The 15363-nt window shown below is 73.7% G+C and carries 14 protein-coding genes; 6 read left to right on the forward strand and 8 right to left on the reverse strand.

Annotated elements, in window-relative coordinates:
* Window positions 1–101: 101 nt before the first annotated feature.
* Window positions 102–1496 carry an alkaline phosphatase PhoX gene (locus ABR737_RS34890; protein WP_350255006.1) on the reverse strand — a complete coding sequence of 465 codons (1395 nt, stop codon included), beginning with the start codon at window positions 1494–1496 and terminating at the stop codon, window positions 102–104.
* A 104-nt stretch (window positions 1497–1600) separates the two neighbouring features.
* On the reverse strand, window positions 1601–2722 hold the full coding sequence (gene zapE / locus ABR737_RS34895; RefSeq protein WP_350255008.1) for a cell division protein ZapE: 1122 nt from the start codon (window positions 2720–2722) through the stop codon (window positions 1601–1603).
* A 67-nt stretch (window positions 2723–2789) separates the two neighbouring features.
* On the opposite strand from zapE, the gene ABR737_RS34900 reads away from it, so the two are divergent.
* Both ABR737_RS34900 and ABR737_RS34905 read left to right on the forward strand, forming a co-directional pair.
* Complete coding sequence (locus ABR737_RS34900; RefSeq protein ID WP_350255009.1) at window positions 2790–3614, forward strand: dihydrofolate reductase family protein; 825 nt, start codon at window positions 2790–2792, stop codon at window positions 3612–3614.
* Between the two features lie 138 nt (window positions 3615–3752).
* Complete coding sequence (locus ABR737_RS34905; protein ID WP_350255010.1) at window positions 3753–4250, forward strand: indole-3-glycerol phosphate synthase; 498 nt, start codon at window positions 3753–3755, stop codon at window positions 4248–4250.
* A 65-nt stretch (window positions 4251–4315) separates the two neighbouring features.
* Here the strand turns inward: ABR737_RS34905 and ABR737_RS34910 are convergent, their stop codons facing one another.
* Together ABR737_RS34910 and ABR737_RS34915 are read right to left on the reverse strand one after the other, a co-directional pair.
* Window positions 4316–5014: an ABC transporter ATP-binding protein gene (locus ABR737_RS34910; RefSeq protein WP_350255012.1), complete on the reverse strand. Its 699-nt coding sequence runs from the start codon at window positions 5012–5014 to the stop codon at window positions 4316–4318.
* A complete protein-coding gene (locus tag ABR737_RS34915) occupies window positions 5011–6168 on the reverse strand; it encodes an FtsX-like permease family protein (protein ID WP_350255014.1) in 1158 nt (385 codons plus the stop codon). The genes ABR737_RS34910 and ABR737_RS34915 overlap by 4 nt, the downstream gene beginning before the upstream one ends.
* Window positions 6169–6454: 286 nt before the next feature.
* Here ABR737_RS34915 and ABR737_RS34920 point away from each other — a divergent pair, with 286 nt between their 5' ends.
* The 4 genes from ABR737_RS34920 (at window position 6455) to msrB (ending at window position 10264) form a co-directional block, all read left to right on the forward strand.
* On the forward strand, window positions 6455–7654 hold the full coding sequence (locus ABR737_RS34920; protein WP_350257046.1) for a sensor histidine kinase: 1200 nt from the start codon (window positions 6455–6457) through the stop codon (window positions 7652–7654).
* The gene (locus tag ABR737_RS34925) at window positions 7651–8292 is read left to right on the forward strand and encodes a response regulator (RefSeq protein ID WP_350255016.1); all 642 of its coding nucleotides are present in this window, start codon (window positions 7651–7653) and stop codon (window positions 8290–8292) included. The genes ABR737_RS34920 and ABR737_RS34925 overlap by 4 nt, the downstream gene beginning before the upstream one ends.
* A 149-nt stretch (window positions 8293–8441) precedes the next feature.
* Window positions 8442–9839 (forward strand): UDP-N-acetylmuramate--L-alanine ligase, encoded by a 1398-nt coding sequence (gene murC / locus ABR737_RS34930; RefSeq protein ID WP_350255017.1) that lies wholly within the window; start codon window positions 8442–8444, stop codon window positions 9837–9839.
* Window positions 9840–9856: 17 nt separating this feature from the next.
* Window positions 9857–10264 carry a peptide-methionine (R)-S-oxide reductase MsrB gene (gene msrB / locus ABR737_RS34935; protein ID WP_350255019.1) on the forward strand — a complete coding sequence of 136 codons (408 nt, stop codon included), beginning with the start codon at window positions 9857–9859 and terminating at the stop codon, window positions 10262–10264.
* Window positions 10265–10362: 98 nt separating this feature from the next.
* Here msrB and ABR737_RS34940 read toward each other — a convergent pair whose 3' ends face one another.
* From ABR737_RS34940 to ABR737_RS34955, 4 genes are all read right to left on the reverse strand, one after another.
* The gene (locus ABR737_RS34940; protein WP_350255020.1) at window positions 10363–11646 is read right to left on the reverse strand and encodes an NPCBM/NEW2 domain-containing protein; all 1284 of its coding nucleotides are present in this window, start codon (window positions 11644–11646) and stop codon (window positions 10363–10365) included.
* A gap of 131 nt (window positions 11647–11777) precedes the next feature.
* The gene (locus tag ABR737_RS34945; RefSeq protein WP_350255022.1) at window positions 11778–12437 is read right to left on the reverse strand and encodes a 4'-phosphopantetheinyl transferase family protein; all 660 of its coding nucleotides are present in this window, start codon (window positions 12435–12437) and stop codon (window positions 11778–11780) included.
* On the reverse strand, window positions 12434–13396 hold the full coding sequence (locus ABR737_RS34950; RefSeq protein ID WP_350255024.1) for a metallophosphoesterase family protein: 963 nt from the start codon (window positions 13394–13396) through the stop codon (window positions 12434–12436). The genes ABR737_RS34945 and ABR737_RS34950 overlap by 4 nt, the downstream gene beginning before the upstream one ends.
* An 89-nt stretch (window positions 13397–13485) precedes the next feature.
* Window positions 13486–15339, reverse strand: coding sequence for a PucR family transcriptional regulator ligand-binding domain-containing protein (locus ABR737_RS34955; RefSeq protein ID WP_350255025.1), 1854 nt, complete (start codon window positions 15337–15339; stop codon window positions 13486–13488).
* Window positions 15340–15363 lie beyond the last annotated feature (24 nt).

Raw genomic sequence — 15363 nt, forward strand, 5'->3', positions numbered from 1 at the left:
TTCGGGGGAGGGGCGGGGGGTGGGTTCGGGGGTGGGGGAGCAGCCGCACGCTCGACGCCCCGCCCCACGGCATCACGAGTGCCAAGCCCCACCCCGCCGTATCAGTGCTGCCAGGGCCCGGTCACCGCGAACGTGGTCCCCGGCGTATAGCAATTGACGTACATCGTCCGGTGGCCGGGCGAGAAGGTCACCCCCGCGAACTCACCCCACTCCGGCTTCTGCGGGGTGCCGATGTTCTGCCGGCCGCGCGCCATCGCATAGACCTCGCCGCGCCGGGTGAGGCCGAAGACGTGCTGGGCGCCCTCGCCGTCCTCGCAGACCATCAGGCCGCCGCTGGGCGCGAGACAGATGTTGTCGGGGGACTCGCCGGGCAACTGGAGGTCGCTGTCCGGGCCGAAGACGACGACCTGGGTCAGCCGCCGCTTCTTGGGGTCGTACTTCCACACCTGGCCGTAGTGGTCGGCAGCCGAGCCGGCGTCCCGGTGCGCAAAGCTGGAGACGAAGTAGACGCAGGAGCCGCCCCAGTAGCACCCCTCCAGCTTCTGGGCGTGGGTGATGCCGCCGGGGCCGAAGTCCTGGAAACGGACCGGGGTCTGACGGGCGAGCGGGTCCGGCACATCCACCCAGGTGACGTGGTCGAAGGTGGTGCCCGGTTGCTGGACGGTGGAGAGGTCGGGCACACCGGGGACCCGCAGCGCCTGGAGCCGGCCACCGGCCCGGAGCGAACCGCGGCCCCCCATCGGCTTCTCGGGCAGAAAGCGGTAGAACAGGCCGAACGGCTTGTCGAAGGCGTCCTCGGTCTCGTAGACGGTGCCGGTGCCGGGGTCGACGGCGATCGCCTCGTGCTGGAAGCGGCCCATGGCGGTCAGCGGGACCGCGCCGGTGCGCCGCGGGTCGTACGGATCGACCTCGAAGATGAAGCCGTGGTCCTTGGTGTAGTTCTCCTCACCGGCCCGGAGCTCGGTCTCCTCGCAGGTCAGCCAGGTGTGCCAAGGAGTGGGGCCGCCGGCGCAGTTGGTGGACGTACCGGCGATGGCGACCCGTTCCGAGCGGACGGAGTTGTCCCGGCCGAGTTCCAGGGCCGTACAGCCGCCCTCGCCACCGGGGTCGTACGTCAGCTCGCGGACCCTGGGGACGGCCTGGCGGGAGCCCGTACGGTTCTCGTGGTTGCGGACGAGGACGGTGCCGCCGCGGTGCCCGGGAGAACCGTGCGAGCCCGGAGAGCCCGCGAAGGCAGCCATACCGTCGCAGTTGCTGGGGACCTTGCCCTCCCCCGAGCGCAGCGGGTCGCCTTCCCGGGACAGCACCTGGTAGCGGAAGCCCCGGGGGAGATCGAGCAGGCCGTTCGGGTCGGGGACCAGCGGGCCGTAGCCGCGCCGTCCCATGCTCTGTGCTGTCGCGGTCCCCGTGAAGAGCTCCGTGAGGTTTCCGGAGAAGGCGATTCCGGCCCCCAGCGCGCCGGTTCTCGCCAGGATCTGACGTCGTGTCGCGGACATGGGCAACTCCCTGTTGGCGGACAGGTGACGTGACCCGCTCGTGTGTACCACGGGGCCGGGCCGCCGGGAACCAGGCGGCGGCCCGGGTGTTGCCGTGGGAGCGTCTACCGGGAGCCGTCGGCCACCAGGGTGCCCGCGTCGCGCGCCAGGGCCGTCAGCCGGGAGATCGCCCGGAAGTACTTCTTGCGGTAGCCGCCGCGCAGCATCTCCTCGCTGAACAGCTCGTCGAAGGCCTTGCCGGAGGTCAGCACCGGCACCTCGCGGTCGTAGAGCCGGTCCGCGAGGACGACCAGACGCAGCGCGGTGGACTGGTCGGGCACCGCCTGGACGTCGGTGAGGCAGACCGCCTCGATGCCGTCGCACATCGCGCCGTAGCGGCTGGAGTGCACCTTCGACAGGTGCTCCAGCAGGGAGGGGAAGTCGTCGAGGGAGGCGCCGGGCGTGCGGTACGCCGTGCGGGTGACCGTCTCGTCGTCGTACGGGGCGGGCGCCTCGGGCAGGCCGCGGTGGCGGTAGTCCTCGCCGTCGATCCGCAGCGGACGGAAGTGAGCGCTCAGACCCTGGATCTCCCGCAGGAAGTCGGCCGCGGCGAACCGGCCCTCGCCCAGCTTGCCGGGCAGGGTGTTGGAGCTGGCGGCCAGCGCCACCCCGGCGTCGACCAGCTTGCCGAGCAGGGTGGAGACCAGGACTGTGTCACCGGGATCGTCCAGCTCGAACTCGTCGATGCACAGCAGCTTGTGCTCGCCGAGGGTGCGGACGGTCTGCTGGAAGCCGAGCGCGCCGACGAGGTTGGTCAGCTCGACGAAGGTGCCGAAGGCCTTGCGCTCGGCCGGGGCGGGGGTGGCGTGCCACAGCGAGGCGAGCAGGTGGGTCTTGCCGACGCCGTAGCCGCCGTCCAGGTAGACGCCGCGCGGGCCCCGGGGGGCCGCGGGCTTCCTGGCGAACCAGCGCCGCTTGCCCGAGCCGGCCTGCCCGGCGTCGATGCTCTCCGCGAAGTCGCTCAGGACCTGGACGGCCTCGGCCTGGCTGGGCTGCTTCGGGTCCGGGATGTAGGTGTCGAAGCGGGCGCCCTGGAAGCGTGGCGGCGGCACCATCTCGGCCACCAGGCGGTCGGCCGGGACGTGCGGGGCGCGGGCGGTGAGCGCGGCGGGCGCCGCGTCGTCCCCGTCGGCCGGCGGTCCGGCTATCGGGTCGGGCTGCGGGGAGGAGTGCTGGGAAGGCGACACAGCCGTCCAGCCTATCTCCTGTGCGGGGGCCGCCGGTCCGGTGAGAGGGGCATGTCACACTGCCGCCATGCGACGCCTGTTCCCTCTCCCCGCCCCGTCCGCACCGGCCCCTGCCGCCGAGAACACCGAGGTGGGGGCGCTCGACCCCGCGGACCGTGCCTGGCCGCTGCACGAGCTGGCCGACGCCTACGCGTACCCGGCGGCGGACGACCCGGTGCGCTCGGGGCGCACCGGGTGGCTGCGGGCGAACATGGTGTCCTCCGTGGACGGCGCGGCCCATCACGAGGGCCGCTCGCAGCCGCTCTCCAGCGATGCCGATATGCGGATCTTCGGGGTGCTGCGGGGCCTCGCGGATGCGGTGGTGGTGGGCGCGGAGACGGTGCGGCAGGAGGGCTACCGGCCGGCCCGCGCCCGTGAGGCCTTCGCCGCCCGCCGGGCCGCCGCCGGCCAGGGCCCGGCCCCCGCCATCGCCGTGGTGACCGCCGGCCTCGCGCTCGACTTCACCCTGCCGCTGTTCACCGAGCCGCTGGTCCCCACCCTGCTGCTGACCGGCGCGGGCGCGCCCGCGGACCGGGTGGCACAGGCCCGTGCCGCGGGCGCCGAGGTGCTGTTCGCCGGCGAGGGGCAGGGCGTCGATCCGGCCCGGGTGACCGGGGTGCTGGCCGGACGGGGGCACACCCGGCTGCTGACGGAGGGCGGGCCGATGCTGCTGGGGCAGTTCGCGGCGGCCGGCGCGCTGGACGAGCTGTGCCTGTCGCTGGCCCCGGTGGTTGCCGTGGGTGACGCGCCGAGGATCATGAACGGTCCTGCTGTTCCGGTACCGGAGCGGTTCGCCCTGGCGTCCGTACTGGAGGAGGGCGGGTTCCTCTTCACTCGCTACCGCCGGGCATGACAATCGGCGGAATTGTCTGTTCCGCTTAGCTTCTGTTGGGCACACTAAAAGCCAACAGTCCCGCACGGCTACGGGGCAGGATGGTGTCTGTCGGGCTCCGCGCCATGCGGCGCCCCGAAGAGAAGAAGGGCGTCCGTCGTGTTCACGAGCGTATTGATGATCGAGAAGCCACTGACGCCCGCCGATGTGGAGTTTGTGACCACCCTGCACGGCGATGACCGGATCTCGTTCGTCGTGCTCATGCAGCCTCGCGGCAAGCAGGATGTTCTGCTAAGGGCCATCGACGACGTGGCCCTCGGTGAGTTCGACGACGCCGTACGGGAGGGCGAGGAACCGGGCGGCGCCCGGGCGGAGGCCCCCGCCGAGCTCGCCCTGGCCCACACGCTGCAGGCACTGCGCGACACCGGCGCCCAGGCCGTCGGGCAGGTGGTCGAGGACCATCCGCTGGACCTGCTGCGGTCCGTCGTCGGCGAGACCGGCGCGGACGAGGTGATCGTGCTGACCACCCCGCACTTCGTGGAGGAGTTCTTCCACCGCGACTGGGCCTCCCGCGCCCGCCACAAGGTCGGTGTCCCGGTCCTCAAGCTGTTCTCCCATGCGGCGGACGACCAGCCCCAGGGGACCGCCGGGGGCTGAGCGGTCCACCGGCACCGGGGACCCGCCCCGTATGCCGGGCCCCGTCCGCCGGGTCCCGCCGGCGGTCAGGGGCGGGTGACGGACCGGGGGCGCAGCCGGCCGTCCCGCACCTCGGCGACCGTGTCCGCCACGTCCAGATGGGCGGGGTCGTGGGTGACCAGCACCGTCGCGGTGGCGCGCTGCCGGGTGAGCGTGCGCAGCAGCGTGAGCACCGCGGCGCCCCGCTCGTGGTCCAGGGCGCTGGTCGGCTCGTCCACCAGCAGCACCGCGGGCTCGTTCATCAGTGCCCGCGCGATATTGACCCGCTGCCGCTGACCGCCCGACAGCTGATGCGGCCGCCGGTCGGCCCGGCCCTCCAGTCCGACCGCCGACAGCAGCTCCCGTGCCCGCGCCCGGGTTCGTGCCCGCGCCGTACGCGACGCGCGCCCGTCCAGGTGGGCCATCACCTGCAGCTGTTCGGCGGCGGTCAGCGACGGGAGCAGACTGGGCTGCTGGAAGACCGTGCCGATGGCGGTGCGGCGCAGCGTCGTCAGCGCGGCCCGGCCGAGCCCCGCGGTGTCCGTGCCGTCGATCACCACCCGTCCGCGGTCCGGGGAGATCAGTGTGGCGGCGACCGCGAGCAGGCTGGACTTGCCGGATCCGGACGGGCCGATCACCGCGGTCAGACGCCCGGCGGGCACGGTCAGCGAGACCTTGTCCAGCGCCGTCAGCCGGGCGTCGCCGTCGGGGTAGGTGAGGGTGACATCGGTCAGTTCGAGGCTCATCGGGCACTTCCCAGGGCGGTCAGCGGGTCCACGGACGTGATGCGGCGGATGGCGAGCGCGGCGCCTGCGGCACCCAGCGCGATCATGATCAGGGCGGGCGTCAGCACGGTGGCCGGGGCGAGCACAAAGGGCACCGTGCCGCCGATTCCGGCGCCCACCGCGGCTACCACGGCGCTGCCCAGGGCGGTCCCGGCCATCAGCAGCACGACGGCCTGTCCGAGCGCGTCCCGCAGCAGCGAGCGGGTCGAGGCGCCCAGCGCCTTCAGCACGGCGACATCGCTGCCGCGCTGGATCGTCCACACCGTGAAGAACGCCCCGATGACCAGCGCGGAGATGGCGAACAGAAAGCCGCGCATCAGCTGCAGGGACCCGTTCTCGGCGGAGTACGAGCCGATGGCCTGCAGGGCGTCCTCGGCGGCGACGGTCCTGGTGCCGAGTGCCCGGTCGGCGGCCGCCAGACCAGCGGTGCCGGAGGTCGAGAGGGCGAGGAAGGTCGCTCCGACGGTGCCGTCGGGTGCGCCGTTTCCCGCGGATGCGCCGTTCCCGCCGGGGGCCGGCTGTTCACCGGAGGCGGGGTGGTCACCGGCGGCCGCCCCGGTGCCGCCCGCCAGCCGCCGCCAGTCCTCCAGCGACGTCCAGACCACCGGCGTATGGGCGTACATCGCCGCGCCCGACACCGCCGCCACCCGGACCGTGCGGCCGCCGAGCGTCAGCGTTCCCCCGGCCCGCACTCCCAGCGAGGCGGCGGCCTTCGAGGACAGCACCGCCGCGCCGTCAGCCACTCGCGCAGGCGCCGGCTCCGAGCCCGGCCGCACGCCGAACAGCGACACCGCGGCGGTCCGGCCGCCGGACTCGGCCTTCGTCGTCGAGACCCCCAGCGGGTCGGCGCGCCGTACGCCCGGCACCCGCGCCCAGGCCCGTACGGTCCGCTCCGTCAGCCGCGAATCGGTGAAGGCGACGTCCCTGCCGTCGGCGGGCGCCGAGAACACCAGGTGGTCGGCGGGCAGCGCGGTGATCGCCGAGGTGTTCTCCCGGCCCAGGCCCGCAGTCAGGCCCGACAGCAACCCCACCAGCACCGTGATCAGCACGATGACGGTGCCCATCAGGGCGAACCGTCCCTTGGCGAATCTCAGGTCCCTCCAGGCGACGAACACCGGTGATGCCCTCCTCGGATCCGGGTGCCGGACTCCACTGCCCGGCATCGGCCTCCACCGTCGCGTGCCGGGCGGGCCGCGGACATCGCGCCGGGGAGTGGTCCCTCCGGATCGAAAGGAGTGCCCCGGCATCAACCCTTTGGTTGATGCCGCAGGTGGGGAGGGCACTTAGCCTGAGGGAGCCGTGACCGAAGAAACCGCGACCGAAGAAACCGCGACCGAAAACACCACGACCGGGGAATCCGCGACCGGGGAATCCGCGAGCGCCCCCTCCCTCACCCCCGTCCTGAGGGTCCTGCGCAGCTGTCTGCACCTGCTGGTGGCCGCGCTGCTCGCGCTGGCCTGCGTGCGCGCGGTCGCCGAGCACGCCCCCGCCGCCCCTGCCGTGACCGCCGCCGCGGCCGCTCTGTTCGCGGTGTACGTGACCGGCCCCCGGCTGCCCCGCCTCCGCAGCTCCACCGGCGCCGCCGCCCTCTGGCTGAGCGTGGTGGCACTGCTGTGGCTGGTGCTGCTCGCTCTCACCCCGGACGGCGTCTGGCTGGCCTTCCCGCTGTTCTTCGTCCAGCTGCATCTGCTCCCGCTGCGAGGGGGACTGGCCGCCGTCACGGCCACCACCGCCGCCGCCATCGCCGGATTCGGGCTGCACACCCACACCCTGAGTCTCGGCACGGTGCTCGGTCCCGCCCTGGGCGCCGCCGTGGCCGTCGCCGTCGTCCTCGGTTACGAGGCCCTCTACCGGGAGAGCGAACAGCGCCGCCGCCTCATCGAGGAGCTCACCGCGGCGCGCAGCGAACTGGCCGCCGCGGAACACGCCGCCGGGGTGCTCGCCGAACGCGAGCGGCTGGCCCGCGAGATCCACGACACCCTCGCCCAGGGCCTGTCCAGCATCCAGCTGCTGCTGCGGGCCGCCGAGCGCGCCCTGCCGCGGCAGCCAGGCACCGCCCTGGGCCATGTCCGGCAGGCCCGCACCACCGCCGCCGGCAACCTCGCCGAGGCGCGCCGCTTCGTCCGTGCGCTGAGCCCGCCCGACCTGGAGGCCGGATCCCTGTCCGCCGCCCTGGAGCGGCTGTGCGCCACCACGGCCCGTACCTCCCCGCTCGCCGTGCACTGCCAGGTCTCCGGCACGCCCACCGCGCTCCCCACCACGCACGAGGTCGCCCTGCTGCGCATCGCCCAGTCCGCGCTCGCCAACACCGTGCGGCACGCCGGTGCCGGACGGGCCGAGCTGACCCTCAGCTACATGGACACCGAGGTCGCGCTGGACGTCGTCGACGACGGCGCGGGATTCGTCCCCGCCGAGGTGCCCGCCCCGGGCTCCGCGGCGGCGGGCGGCAGCGGCTTCGGTCTTGCCGCGATGCGCGCCCGGGCCCGCGCCCTCCAGGGCACCCTCGTCGTGGAGTCCGCCCCCGGCGAGGGCACCGCGGTCGCCGTCACCCTGCCCTGTCCCGCCGCCCCGCCCGACGCCGCCCTGGAGGCCGCCCCGTGACCGCGACGGACACCCCCGTCCGGCTGCTGCTCGCCGACGACCACCCCGTCGTACGCGCCGGGCTGCGTGCCGTCCTGGAGACCGAGGACGACTTCGAGATCGTCGCCGACGTCCCGACCGCCGAGCAGGCCGTCGGCCTCGCCGCGCGGCTCGCCGTCGACGTCGTCCTCATGGACCTCCAGTTCGGCGGCCGGATGCTCGGCTCCCAGGCCACCGCGGAGATCACCGCCCGCCCCGGTGCCCCGCGGGTCCTCGTGCTGACCACGTACGACACCGACGCCGACATCCTCGCCGCCATCGAGGCCGGCGCCACCGGTTACCTCCTCAAGGACGCCCCTCCGGAGGAACTGGCGGCCGCGGTCCGCACCGCCGCCGCCGGGAAGTCCGCACTCGCCCCCACGGTCGCGCTGCGCCTCATGGACCGGATGCGCACCCCCGCCACCGCGCTCTCCCGCCGGGAGACCGAGGTCCTCCAGCTCGTCGCCGACGGTCTGCCGAACGCGGCGATCAGCAAACAGCTCTTCCTCAGCCAGGCGACCGTCAAGTCCTACCTCGTCCACATCTACGCCAAGCTGGGCGTGGACTCCCGCACCTCCGCGGTCGCCGCCGCCACCGCCCGGGGCCTGATCCGCCGCTGAACGCCGCGCGCCGGGCCGCATCCCGGACCCGGCCGGGGCCGGCATCCCGCACCCGTCAGGGGTCCACGGACCGGCACTGTCGGTGCCGGGTGCGAGAATCATGGACAGCACCACCGCTCGCGATGATCGACGATCAGGGAGACCCACCCATGGCACCCGCCATCCCAGCCTCGATGGACCGGCCGCACTTCATCGGCATCGGCGGAGCCGGCATGTCGGGCATCGCCAAGATCCTCGCGCAGCGCGGCGCCCAGGTGGCCGGCAGCGACGCGAAGGACTCCGCGACCGCCCAGGCCCTGCGCTCCCTCGGCGCCACGGTCCACATCGGCCACGCCGCCGGGCACCTGGCCGCGGACGCCACCAGCGTCGTCGTCTCCTCCGCGATCCGCCCGGACAACCCCGAGCTGGCCGCCGCTCACGAGCGCGGCATCCCGGTGGTCCACCGCTCCGACGCGCTCGCCTCCCTCATGGACGGTCTGCGCCCCATCGCCGTCGCCGGCACCCACGGCAAGACGACCACGACCTCCATGCTCGCCGTCTCCCTCGGCGCCCTCGGCCTCAAGCCGTCCTACGCCATCGGCGGCGACCTCGATGCCCCGGGCTCCAACGCCGAGCACGGCTCCGGCGAGATCTTCGTCGCCGAGGCCGACGAGAGCGACCGCAGCTTCCACAAGTACGCCCCCGAGGTCGCGATCATCCTCAACGTGGAGCTCGACCACCACGCCAATTACGCCTCGATGGAAGAGATCTACGAGTCCTTCGAGACCTTCGTCGGCCGCATCCGCCCCGGCGGCACCCTGGTCATCGCCGCCGACCACCCCGGCGCTCGCGAGCTGAGCGAGCGGATCTCCGGCCGCTACGACATCGAGGTCGTCACCTACGGCGAGTCCGCGGACGCCGACGTCCGCATCCTCAAGGTCAACCCCCGCGGAATGACCAGCGATGTCACCGTCACCCTCACCAGCGGCAAGATCCTCACCTTCACGGTCTCCGTCCCGGGCCGCCACTACGCCCACAACGCCGTCGCCGCCCTGGCCGCCGGCGTCGCCCTGGGCCTTGCGCCGCACAACCTCGCCTCCGCGCTCGGCAAGTACACCGGCGTCAAGCGCCGCCTCCAGCTCAAGGGCGAGGCGGCCGGCGTCCAGGTCATCGACTCCTACGCCCACCACCCCACGGAGATGACCGCCGACCTGGAGGCCATCCGCGGCGCCGCCGACGGCTCCCGGGTGCTGGTCGTCTTCCAGCCGCACCTCTTCTCCCGCACCCAGGAGCTGGGCACCGAGATGGGCCAGGCGCTCGCCCTCGCCGATGCCTCCGTCGTCCTGGACATCTACCCGGCCCGCGAGGACCCGATCCCGGGCATCACCAGCGCCCTGATCATCGATGCCGCGCGCACCGCAGGCGCCGACGTCACCCCCGAGAGCGACCAGGCCGCCGTCCCGGAGGTCATCGCAGGAATGGCGAAGCCCGGTGACCTTGTTCTCACCATGGGCGCGGGCGATGTGACCGACCTCGGCCCCGCCATCCTGTCCCGCCTGGGCAGCTGAGCTGAGGAGGACCCCAGATGCCGTACGAGATCGACAAGCCCGACGAGCAGTGGCGCGCCGAGCTGACCCCCGCCGAGTACCAGGTGCTCCGCCAGGCCGGCACCGAGCCCGCCTTCGTCGGTGAGTACACCGACACCAAGACCGAGGGCGTCTACTCCTGCCGCGCCTGCGGCGCCGAGCTCTTCCGCTCCGACACCAAATTCGAGAGCCACTGCGGCTGGCCGTCCTTCTACGACCCCAAGGACTCCGCTGCCGTCGAGCTCATCGAGGACCGCACCCACGGCATGGTCCGCACGGAGGTCCGCTGTACCCGCTGCGGCTCCCACCTGGGCCACGTCTTCGAGGGCGAGGGCTACCCGACCCCCACCGACCAGCGGTACTGCATCAACTCGATCTCGCTGCGGCTGAGCCCGGACGAGCAGTGAGCGGTGCGCCGGACGGCAGGTAGCGGACGCGCCCCCGGGGTGCTGAGCCGGCGGACCGCGGTGGGTCGTCCTGGTCCGGTCGCTGCCGGGTGGCCTGATCACCGGCAGGTGAGTTCGGGGTCGCCCCAGTCGGCGTGGTCGGAGTCGTTGCCGTTGCCGCCGTCGGTGACCACGAGGCGCAGTTGGCTGCCGCCGGAAAGGTCTGCGGTGAGGCGCTTCGCGGGCTGGTCGACCGTCATCAGGCCGCTGTCGGCGACCTGGGTGCCGTCCCGGTAGACCTGGAAGACCACGGAGCCGTTCGCGCTCACCTCGTCGTCGAGGCCGACGTCCACGGTGAGGGCGGAGCAGGAGCCGCCGAGGTCGTAGGTGACCTCGTCGTAGGCGTGCGCGCCCAGTCCCTGGGAGTAGGTGGCTCCCTGGATGGTGAGGGGATGTCCGTCGATGCTGCTGTCCTGCCTGAACGGCGCGAAGCTGTATTTCTGGGAGCTCCACGGCCGGTTGCCCAGCGGCACTTTGTGACCGTTCGGCGGTGTGTCCGCGGGACCGGGGCGGGTCGAGTGCGACGGCTTCGCCGGCGACGAGGGCCGGGAGCTCGGGTGCTTCGGCTTCTTGCTGTGCGTGGGGGACGGGGAGCTCGACGGCGATCGGGAAGCGGTCGCGGAGCTCCTGGCGGACGCCGACGGCGGCTGGCCCGTGGCGGGGGCCGAAGAGTGGTCCGACCGGTCGCGGTGCCCGGCCGCGGCATCGCCGCGCTCCGGACCGAACAGGGGGCCGACGGATATGGCGACGCCGGCCAGGACGGCCACGGCGACTGCGAGCACGGTGATCCGCGCCGGTGAGAACCGCGCCCGCCGGGGCTTGTCCGGCGCGTCGGGCGAGACCGTCCCCGAGAAGCTCATGCCGGCCGTGGACGCGCCGCCGGCGCCGGACGGCCGGGCGCCGCCGGCGGGGCCGGGGCCTTGTGCCGGCTGGGCGGCCAGCCAGGACGCGAAGTCGTCACGCAGCTCGGTGTTCCGGGCCGTGCGGTGCCAGGCGGCGGCGGTATGGCGTACCGCCGCGAGCAGGGCGGCCCGCCAGGGCGGATCGTCACCCTCGTCCGGGCCGGGGGAGTGCAGGACGTGGTTGATGGACTCCTTCGCCAGATCCGCCGAGGCCTGGGACGAGCGGCAGCAGTCACGGGCGTAGGCCAGCACGGCCGCGTAGTGCCGTTGGTGGAACTCGTTGAGGGCTATCTGGCCCGTCCGGGCCGTGCCGTCCGGAGCCGGTGTGCCGAACGGAGTGTCCGCCGCCCGGTCGCCGGACAGGGATGCCGCACGGATGCGCCGGACCAGCTCGGTATCGGAGGGTGCTGTCCCACCGGTGGTGTCGCAGTGCTCTTGCATGAGTGGGCTAATGACCCTTCAACGTCCTGACGGGCCATGAAAAATACCGCAAGCAGGACGGGTATCCGGCGGCCGGTGCGTCGTTCGGCACCGGATGGGCCGCGGGCGGCCGGCCCCCGCGGCCCGCCCCGTCACCTCATTTCCACGATTGCCGTCACCACCAGCCCGGACCCGATGAGCCACCCGCCGCTGAAGGCGGTCAGCTCCCTGCCGTCGATCACCGGGCCGGGGACGAGGAGTTGGGCGGTGAAGGTGGCGTCCGACGGGTCGAGGGTGAGGAGCGCGTCCTCGAAGCCGAGCCAGCGGTGGGTGAGGGGGTACCACGCCTTGTAGACGGACTCCTTCGCGCTGAACACCAGGCGGTCCCAGCAGACTTCGGGCTGGGCGCCGGCCAGCCGGCGCAGCTGGGTGCGTTCCTCGGGCAGGGTGATGAGGTCGATCACGCCGGGATCGTCCACGGGCAGATGGGGTTCGGCGTCCAGGCCGACGGTCCGTACGTCCGCGGAGCGGGCCACGGCGGCGGCGCGGTAGCCGGCGCAATGCGTCATGGCGCCCACGATGCCCGCCGGCCACAGCGGCTCCCGTTTGGGGCCGGGGAGCAGGGGCGCCGGGGCGATGCCCAGTTCGGACAGTGCGCTGCGGGCGCAGCGGCGTACGGTGCCGAACTCCTTCTGGCGCTTGGGCACGGCGCCGGACACCAGCGCCCACTCCTCGGGATACATCTCGGCCACCGGGGCGTCGTCAAAGGCCTCGGCGGTCACGACCGGGGCCGGCAGCAGTTTGTCGATCACGCGGGGGTCCCGGTGGTTCCGGCGGCGACGGGGGCGGGCGCGGGCAGGATCCGGACCGGCCGGCCCGGTGCGCGGGAGCGGCGCTGCCACTCCCGCGGATAGCCGAGCGACACCTCCTGATGGGGTACGCCGTCGCAGACCAGCAGCCGCGGGATGTGGAGGTGGCCGTAGACCACCGTGGCGGCACGGAACCGGCGCGGCCAGTCGGCGGTCGCCTCGGTGCCGCACCACAGCGCGAAATCCGGGTACCACAGGGGAGCGGTGGGCTCGCGCACCACCGGCCAGTGGTTGACGAGCACCGTGGGCATCTCCGGTGGCAGGGCGGCGAGCCTGGCCTCGGTGGCGGCCACCCGCGCCTGGCACCACGCCTCCCGCGTCGGATACGGGTCGGGGTGCAGGAAGTGCTCGTCGGTGCAGACCACTCCGGCCTCCACCGCCTGTGCGAGCGCCGCTTCCTTGGACGTCGTGCCCGGCTGCCGGAAGGTGTAGTCGTAGAGGAGGAAGAGCGGTGCGATGACGGCCGGGCCGCCGGCGCCCTCCCAGACCGGATACGGGTCCTCGGGGGTGAGGACGCCCAACTCGCGGCAGATCTCCACCAGATGCTCATAGCGCGCCACGCCGCGCAGCTGCACCGGGTCCTGCTCCGGCGTCCACAGCTCGTGATTGCCGGGCACCCAGATCACCTTGGCGAACCGGCTGCTGAGCAGGGTGAGCGCCCAGCGGATGTCGGAGACGTACTCGCCGACGTCGCCGGCGACCAGCAGCCAGTCGTCGTCGGACTCCGGTCTTAAGCCCTCGACGATGTCGCGGTTCTCCTGGTAGCGGACGTGCAGATCGCTGACGGCCACCAGGGTGCCGCGGTGGCCGCTGCCTTGGGGGGAGCCGGGAGCGGGTGTGGGGGCGGTTGTGGGGGTGCTCCCGGCGGCGCCGGGAGGGAGGGTGCGGATCTCGTAGGTCACCCCCGAAGTAAAGACGGTACGGGGGAGAGAGTGAAGGGCGGCCCGGGTGGCGGGGCTCCGCGTCACCGGCCTGGCGGTGGGGATCCGCGTCACCGGCCGCGCGGTGGGGGAGCGGGCCGGCCGCCGGACCCGCCGGCCCCGGAGCCGATGGACCCGCCGGGCCTGCCGGACCCGCCGGGCTTGCCGGACCCGCCGAGATTGCCGGAACCGCCGGGCCTGCCGGTCCCGCCGGACGGGGCGCTGCCGCCGCGGATACGGGTGGCCAGCCAGAGGTCGAAGCGGTCGTCGGGGTCGTCGAGGCGGCGGCCGGTGAGGTCCATGGCCTTGTCGAGGCGGTTGCGCACGGTGTGCCGGTGGACGCCGAGCCGCCGGCTGGTGGCGTCCCACGCGCCGCCGGTCTCCAGCCAGGCCGCGAGGGTGGCGATCAGCTCCTCGCCGTGGTCCGCGAGGTCGAGCGGGCCGAGCACGGCGTCGGCGTAGCCGTGCAGCGTACTGCGGTCGCCCAGGTCGAGCAGCAGCCGGCTGGCCTGGCTCTGCCGGGCCTCCGCGGGCTCGTTGCCCGCCCTGCTGACGGCGAGCAGCCCGGCCGCCTGGCGCAGCGACACCCGGACCGCTTCGGGGGCGGTGGCCGGCCCGATCCCGGCCGGGCAGCGCGGGGCGAAGCGGGCGAGCACTTCGCGGATGTCCAGCTCCTCACCCACCACCGCCTCGATGACCGCGCCCGGCGCCCCGTCCACGACCCTGACCAGGCCGCCGGGCACCGCCAGCGCCAGATCGGCGGCCATCTCCTGCGCGGCGCCGTCGGCGGGCCGGGTTCCGTCTGCGGGCTGGGTCCTGTCCGCGGACCCGTTTCCGCCCGCGGACTCGGTCTCGTCCATGGGCGCGGTCCCGGTTGTCGACCCGTGTCCGTTCCCCGTTCCCGTTCCCGCTCCCGATCCCGCTCCCGTTCCACTTCCGGTTGCGGCTGACGCGGTGCGCGCTGCCGTATGGCCCCCCGGGGCGTCCTCCGCGGCCACCACGACCCCCCGCACCCGCTCGGCCGTCAGTCCCACCGAGCGCAGCATGTCCCGGGCCCGGTCGGCGGACGGATCCTCGTCGGCCAGCAGCTCCGACAGCAGCGCCGACCGGCGGCGGCGCTCCGGCTCATCGCGGAGATGGCGGCGCTCCAGCTCCAGCGAGAGCAGCGAGACCAGGCCCGGTACGACCGAACGGGCGGCGTCGTCCAGCCGGCCGGTGAGCAGCAGCAGTCCGCGCAGCCGCCGCGCGCCCAGCGGCTGCACCTCCAGCTGCTGCCCCGCGGCCGTGCTGGACGCGCTGCCGCGCAGTCCCCGCGCGGCGACCCGGTCCAGCAGCTCGTGTGCCTGCGCCGGCAGGGGCCGCGACTCGCGCTCGCTGGTGGCGAGCAGCCGTCCGAGCGGGTCGAGCACCGCCGCGCTCACGCCGGTGGCGGCCGCCCACTCCGCCAGCATCGGCCGCAGCCCGTCGCCGGTCGCCGCGGCGGTCAGCCGGCGCTGGGTCGCGAACGCCCGCTGCAGCAGCGCGCGCTGTTCGTCGGCCCGTGCGTCGAAGACCGCCTTGGTGACGGCGATGAACGGCACCTCGTCGGGCACCGTCAGCAGCGGCAGACCGGCCTCCTCGGCTGCTCGCACCAGTGGCTCGGGCGCCTCCTGGTACGGCAGTCCCTGCCCCAGCCCGAGCGCCAGACAGGCCGCCCCGCCCTCGGCCGCGTCCCGGACGTACGCCCGGCAGGCGGCCGGCTCCATCGGCAGCAACAGGCCGATGGTCATGAGGAGTTCGCCGCCCTGCAGCCACTTCCCCGGCGTCGGCAGGTCCGAGACCGTCGCCGCTTCGATGGTGCGGGCCAGCTGCTGCGGCGGCACGTCGTAGGTGACCGACAGGCGGAGATCGGGCCGGGCCAGCAGATCGGAGAGATGCAGGGGCATGGACACAGTGTCCATCAGTTGCCA

It is taken from the genome of Streptomyces sp. Edi2, assembly GCF_040253635.1.
In the GTDB taxonomy this organism is placed as follows: domain Bacteria; phylum Actinomycetota; class Actinomycetes; order Streptomycetales; family Streptomycetaceae; genus Streptomyces.

Bases quoted from the DNA above. Each gene is read 5' to 3' on its own strand.
- ABR737_RS34890 (WP_350255006.1), bottom strand. From the start codon at position 1,496: ATGTCCGCGACACGACGTCAGATCCTGGCGAGAACCGGCGCGCTGGGG.
- ABR737_RS34900 (WP_350255009.1), top strand. From the start codon at position 2,790: ATGCGACGCCTGTTCCCTCTCCCCGCCCCGTCCGCACCGGCCCCTGCC.
- ABR737_RS34910 (WP_350255012.1), bottom strand. From the start codon at position 5,014: ATGAGCCTCGAACTGACCGATGTCACCCTCACCTACCCCGACGGCGAC.
- murC (WP_350255017.1), top strand. From the start codon at position 8,442: ATGGCACCCGCCATCCCAGCCTCGATGGACCGGCCGCACTTCATCGGC.
- msrB (WP_350255019.1), top strand. From the start codon at position 9,857: ATGCCGTACGAGATCGACAAGCCCGACGAGCAGTGGCGCGCCGAGCTG.
- ABR737_RS34940 (WP_350255020.1), bottom strand. From the start codon at position 11,646: ATGCAAGAGCACTGCGACACCACCGGTGGGACAGCACCCTCCGATACC.
- ABR737_RS34955 (WP_350255025.1), bottom strand. From the start codon at position 15,339: ATGCCCCTGCATCTCTCCGATCTGCTGGCCCGGCCCGATCTCCGCCTG.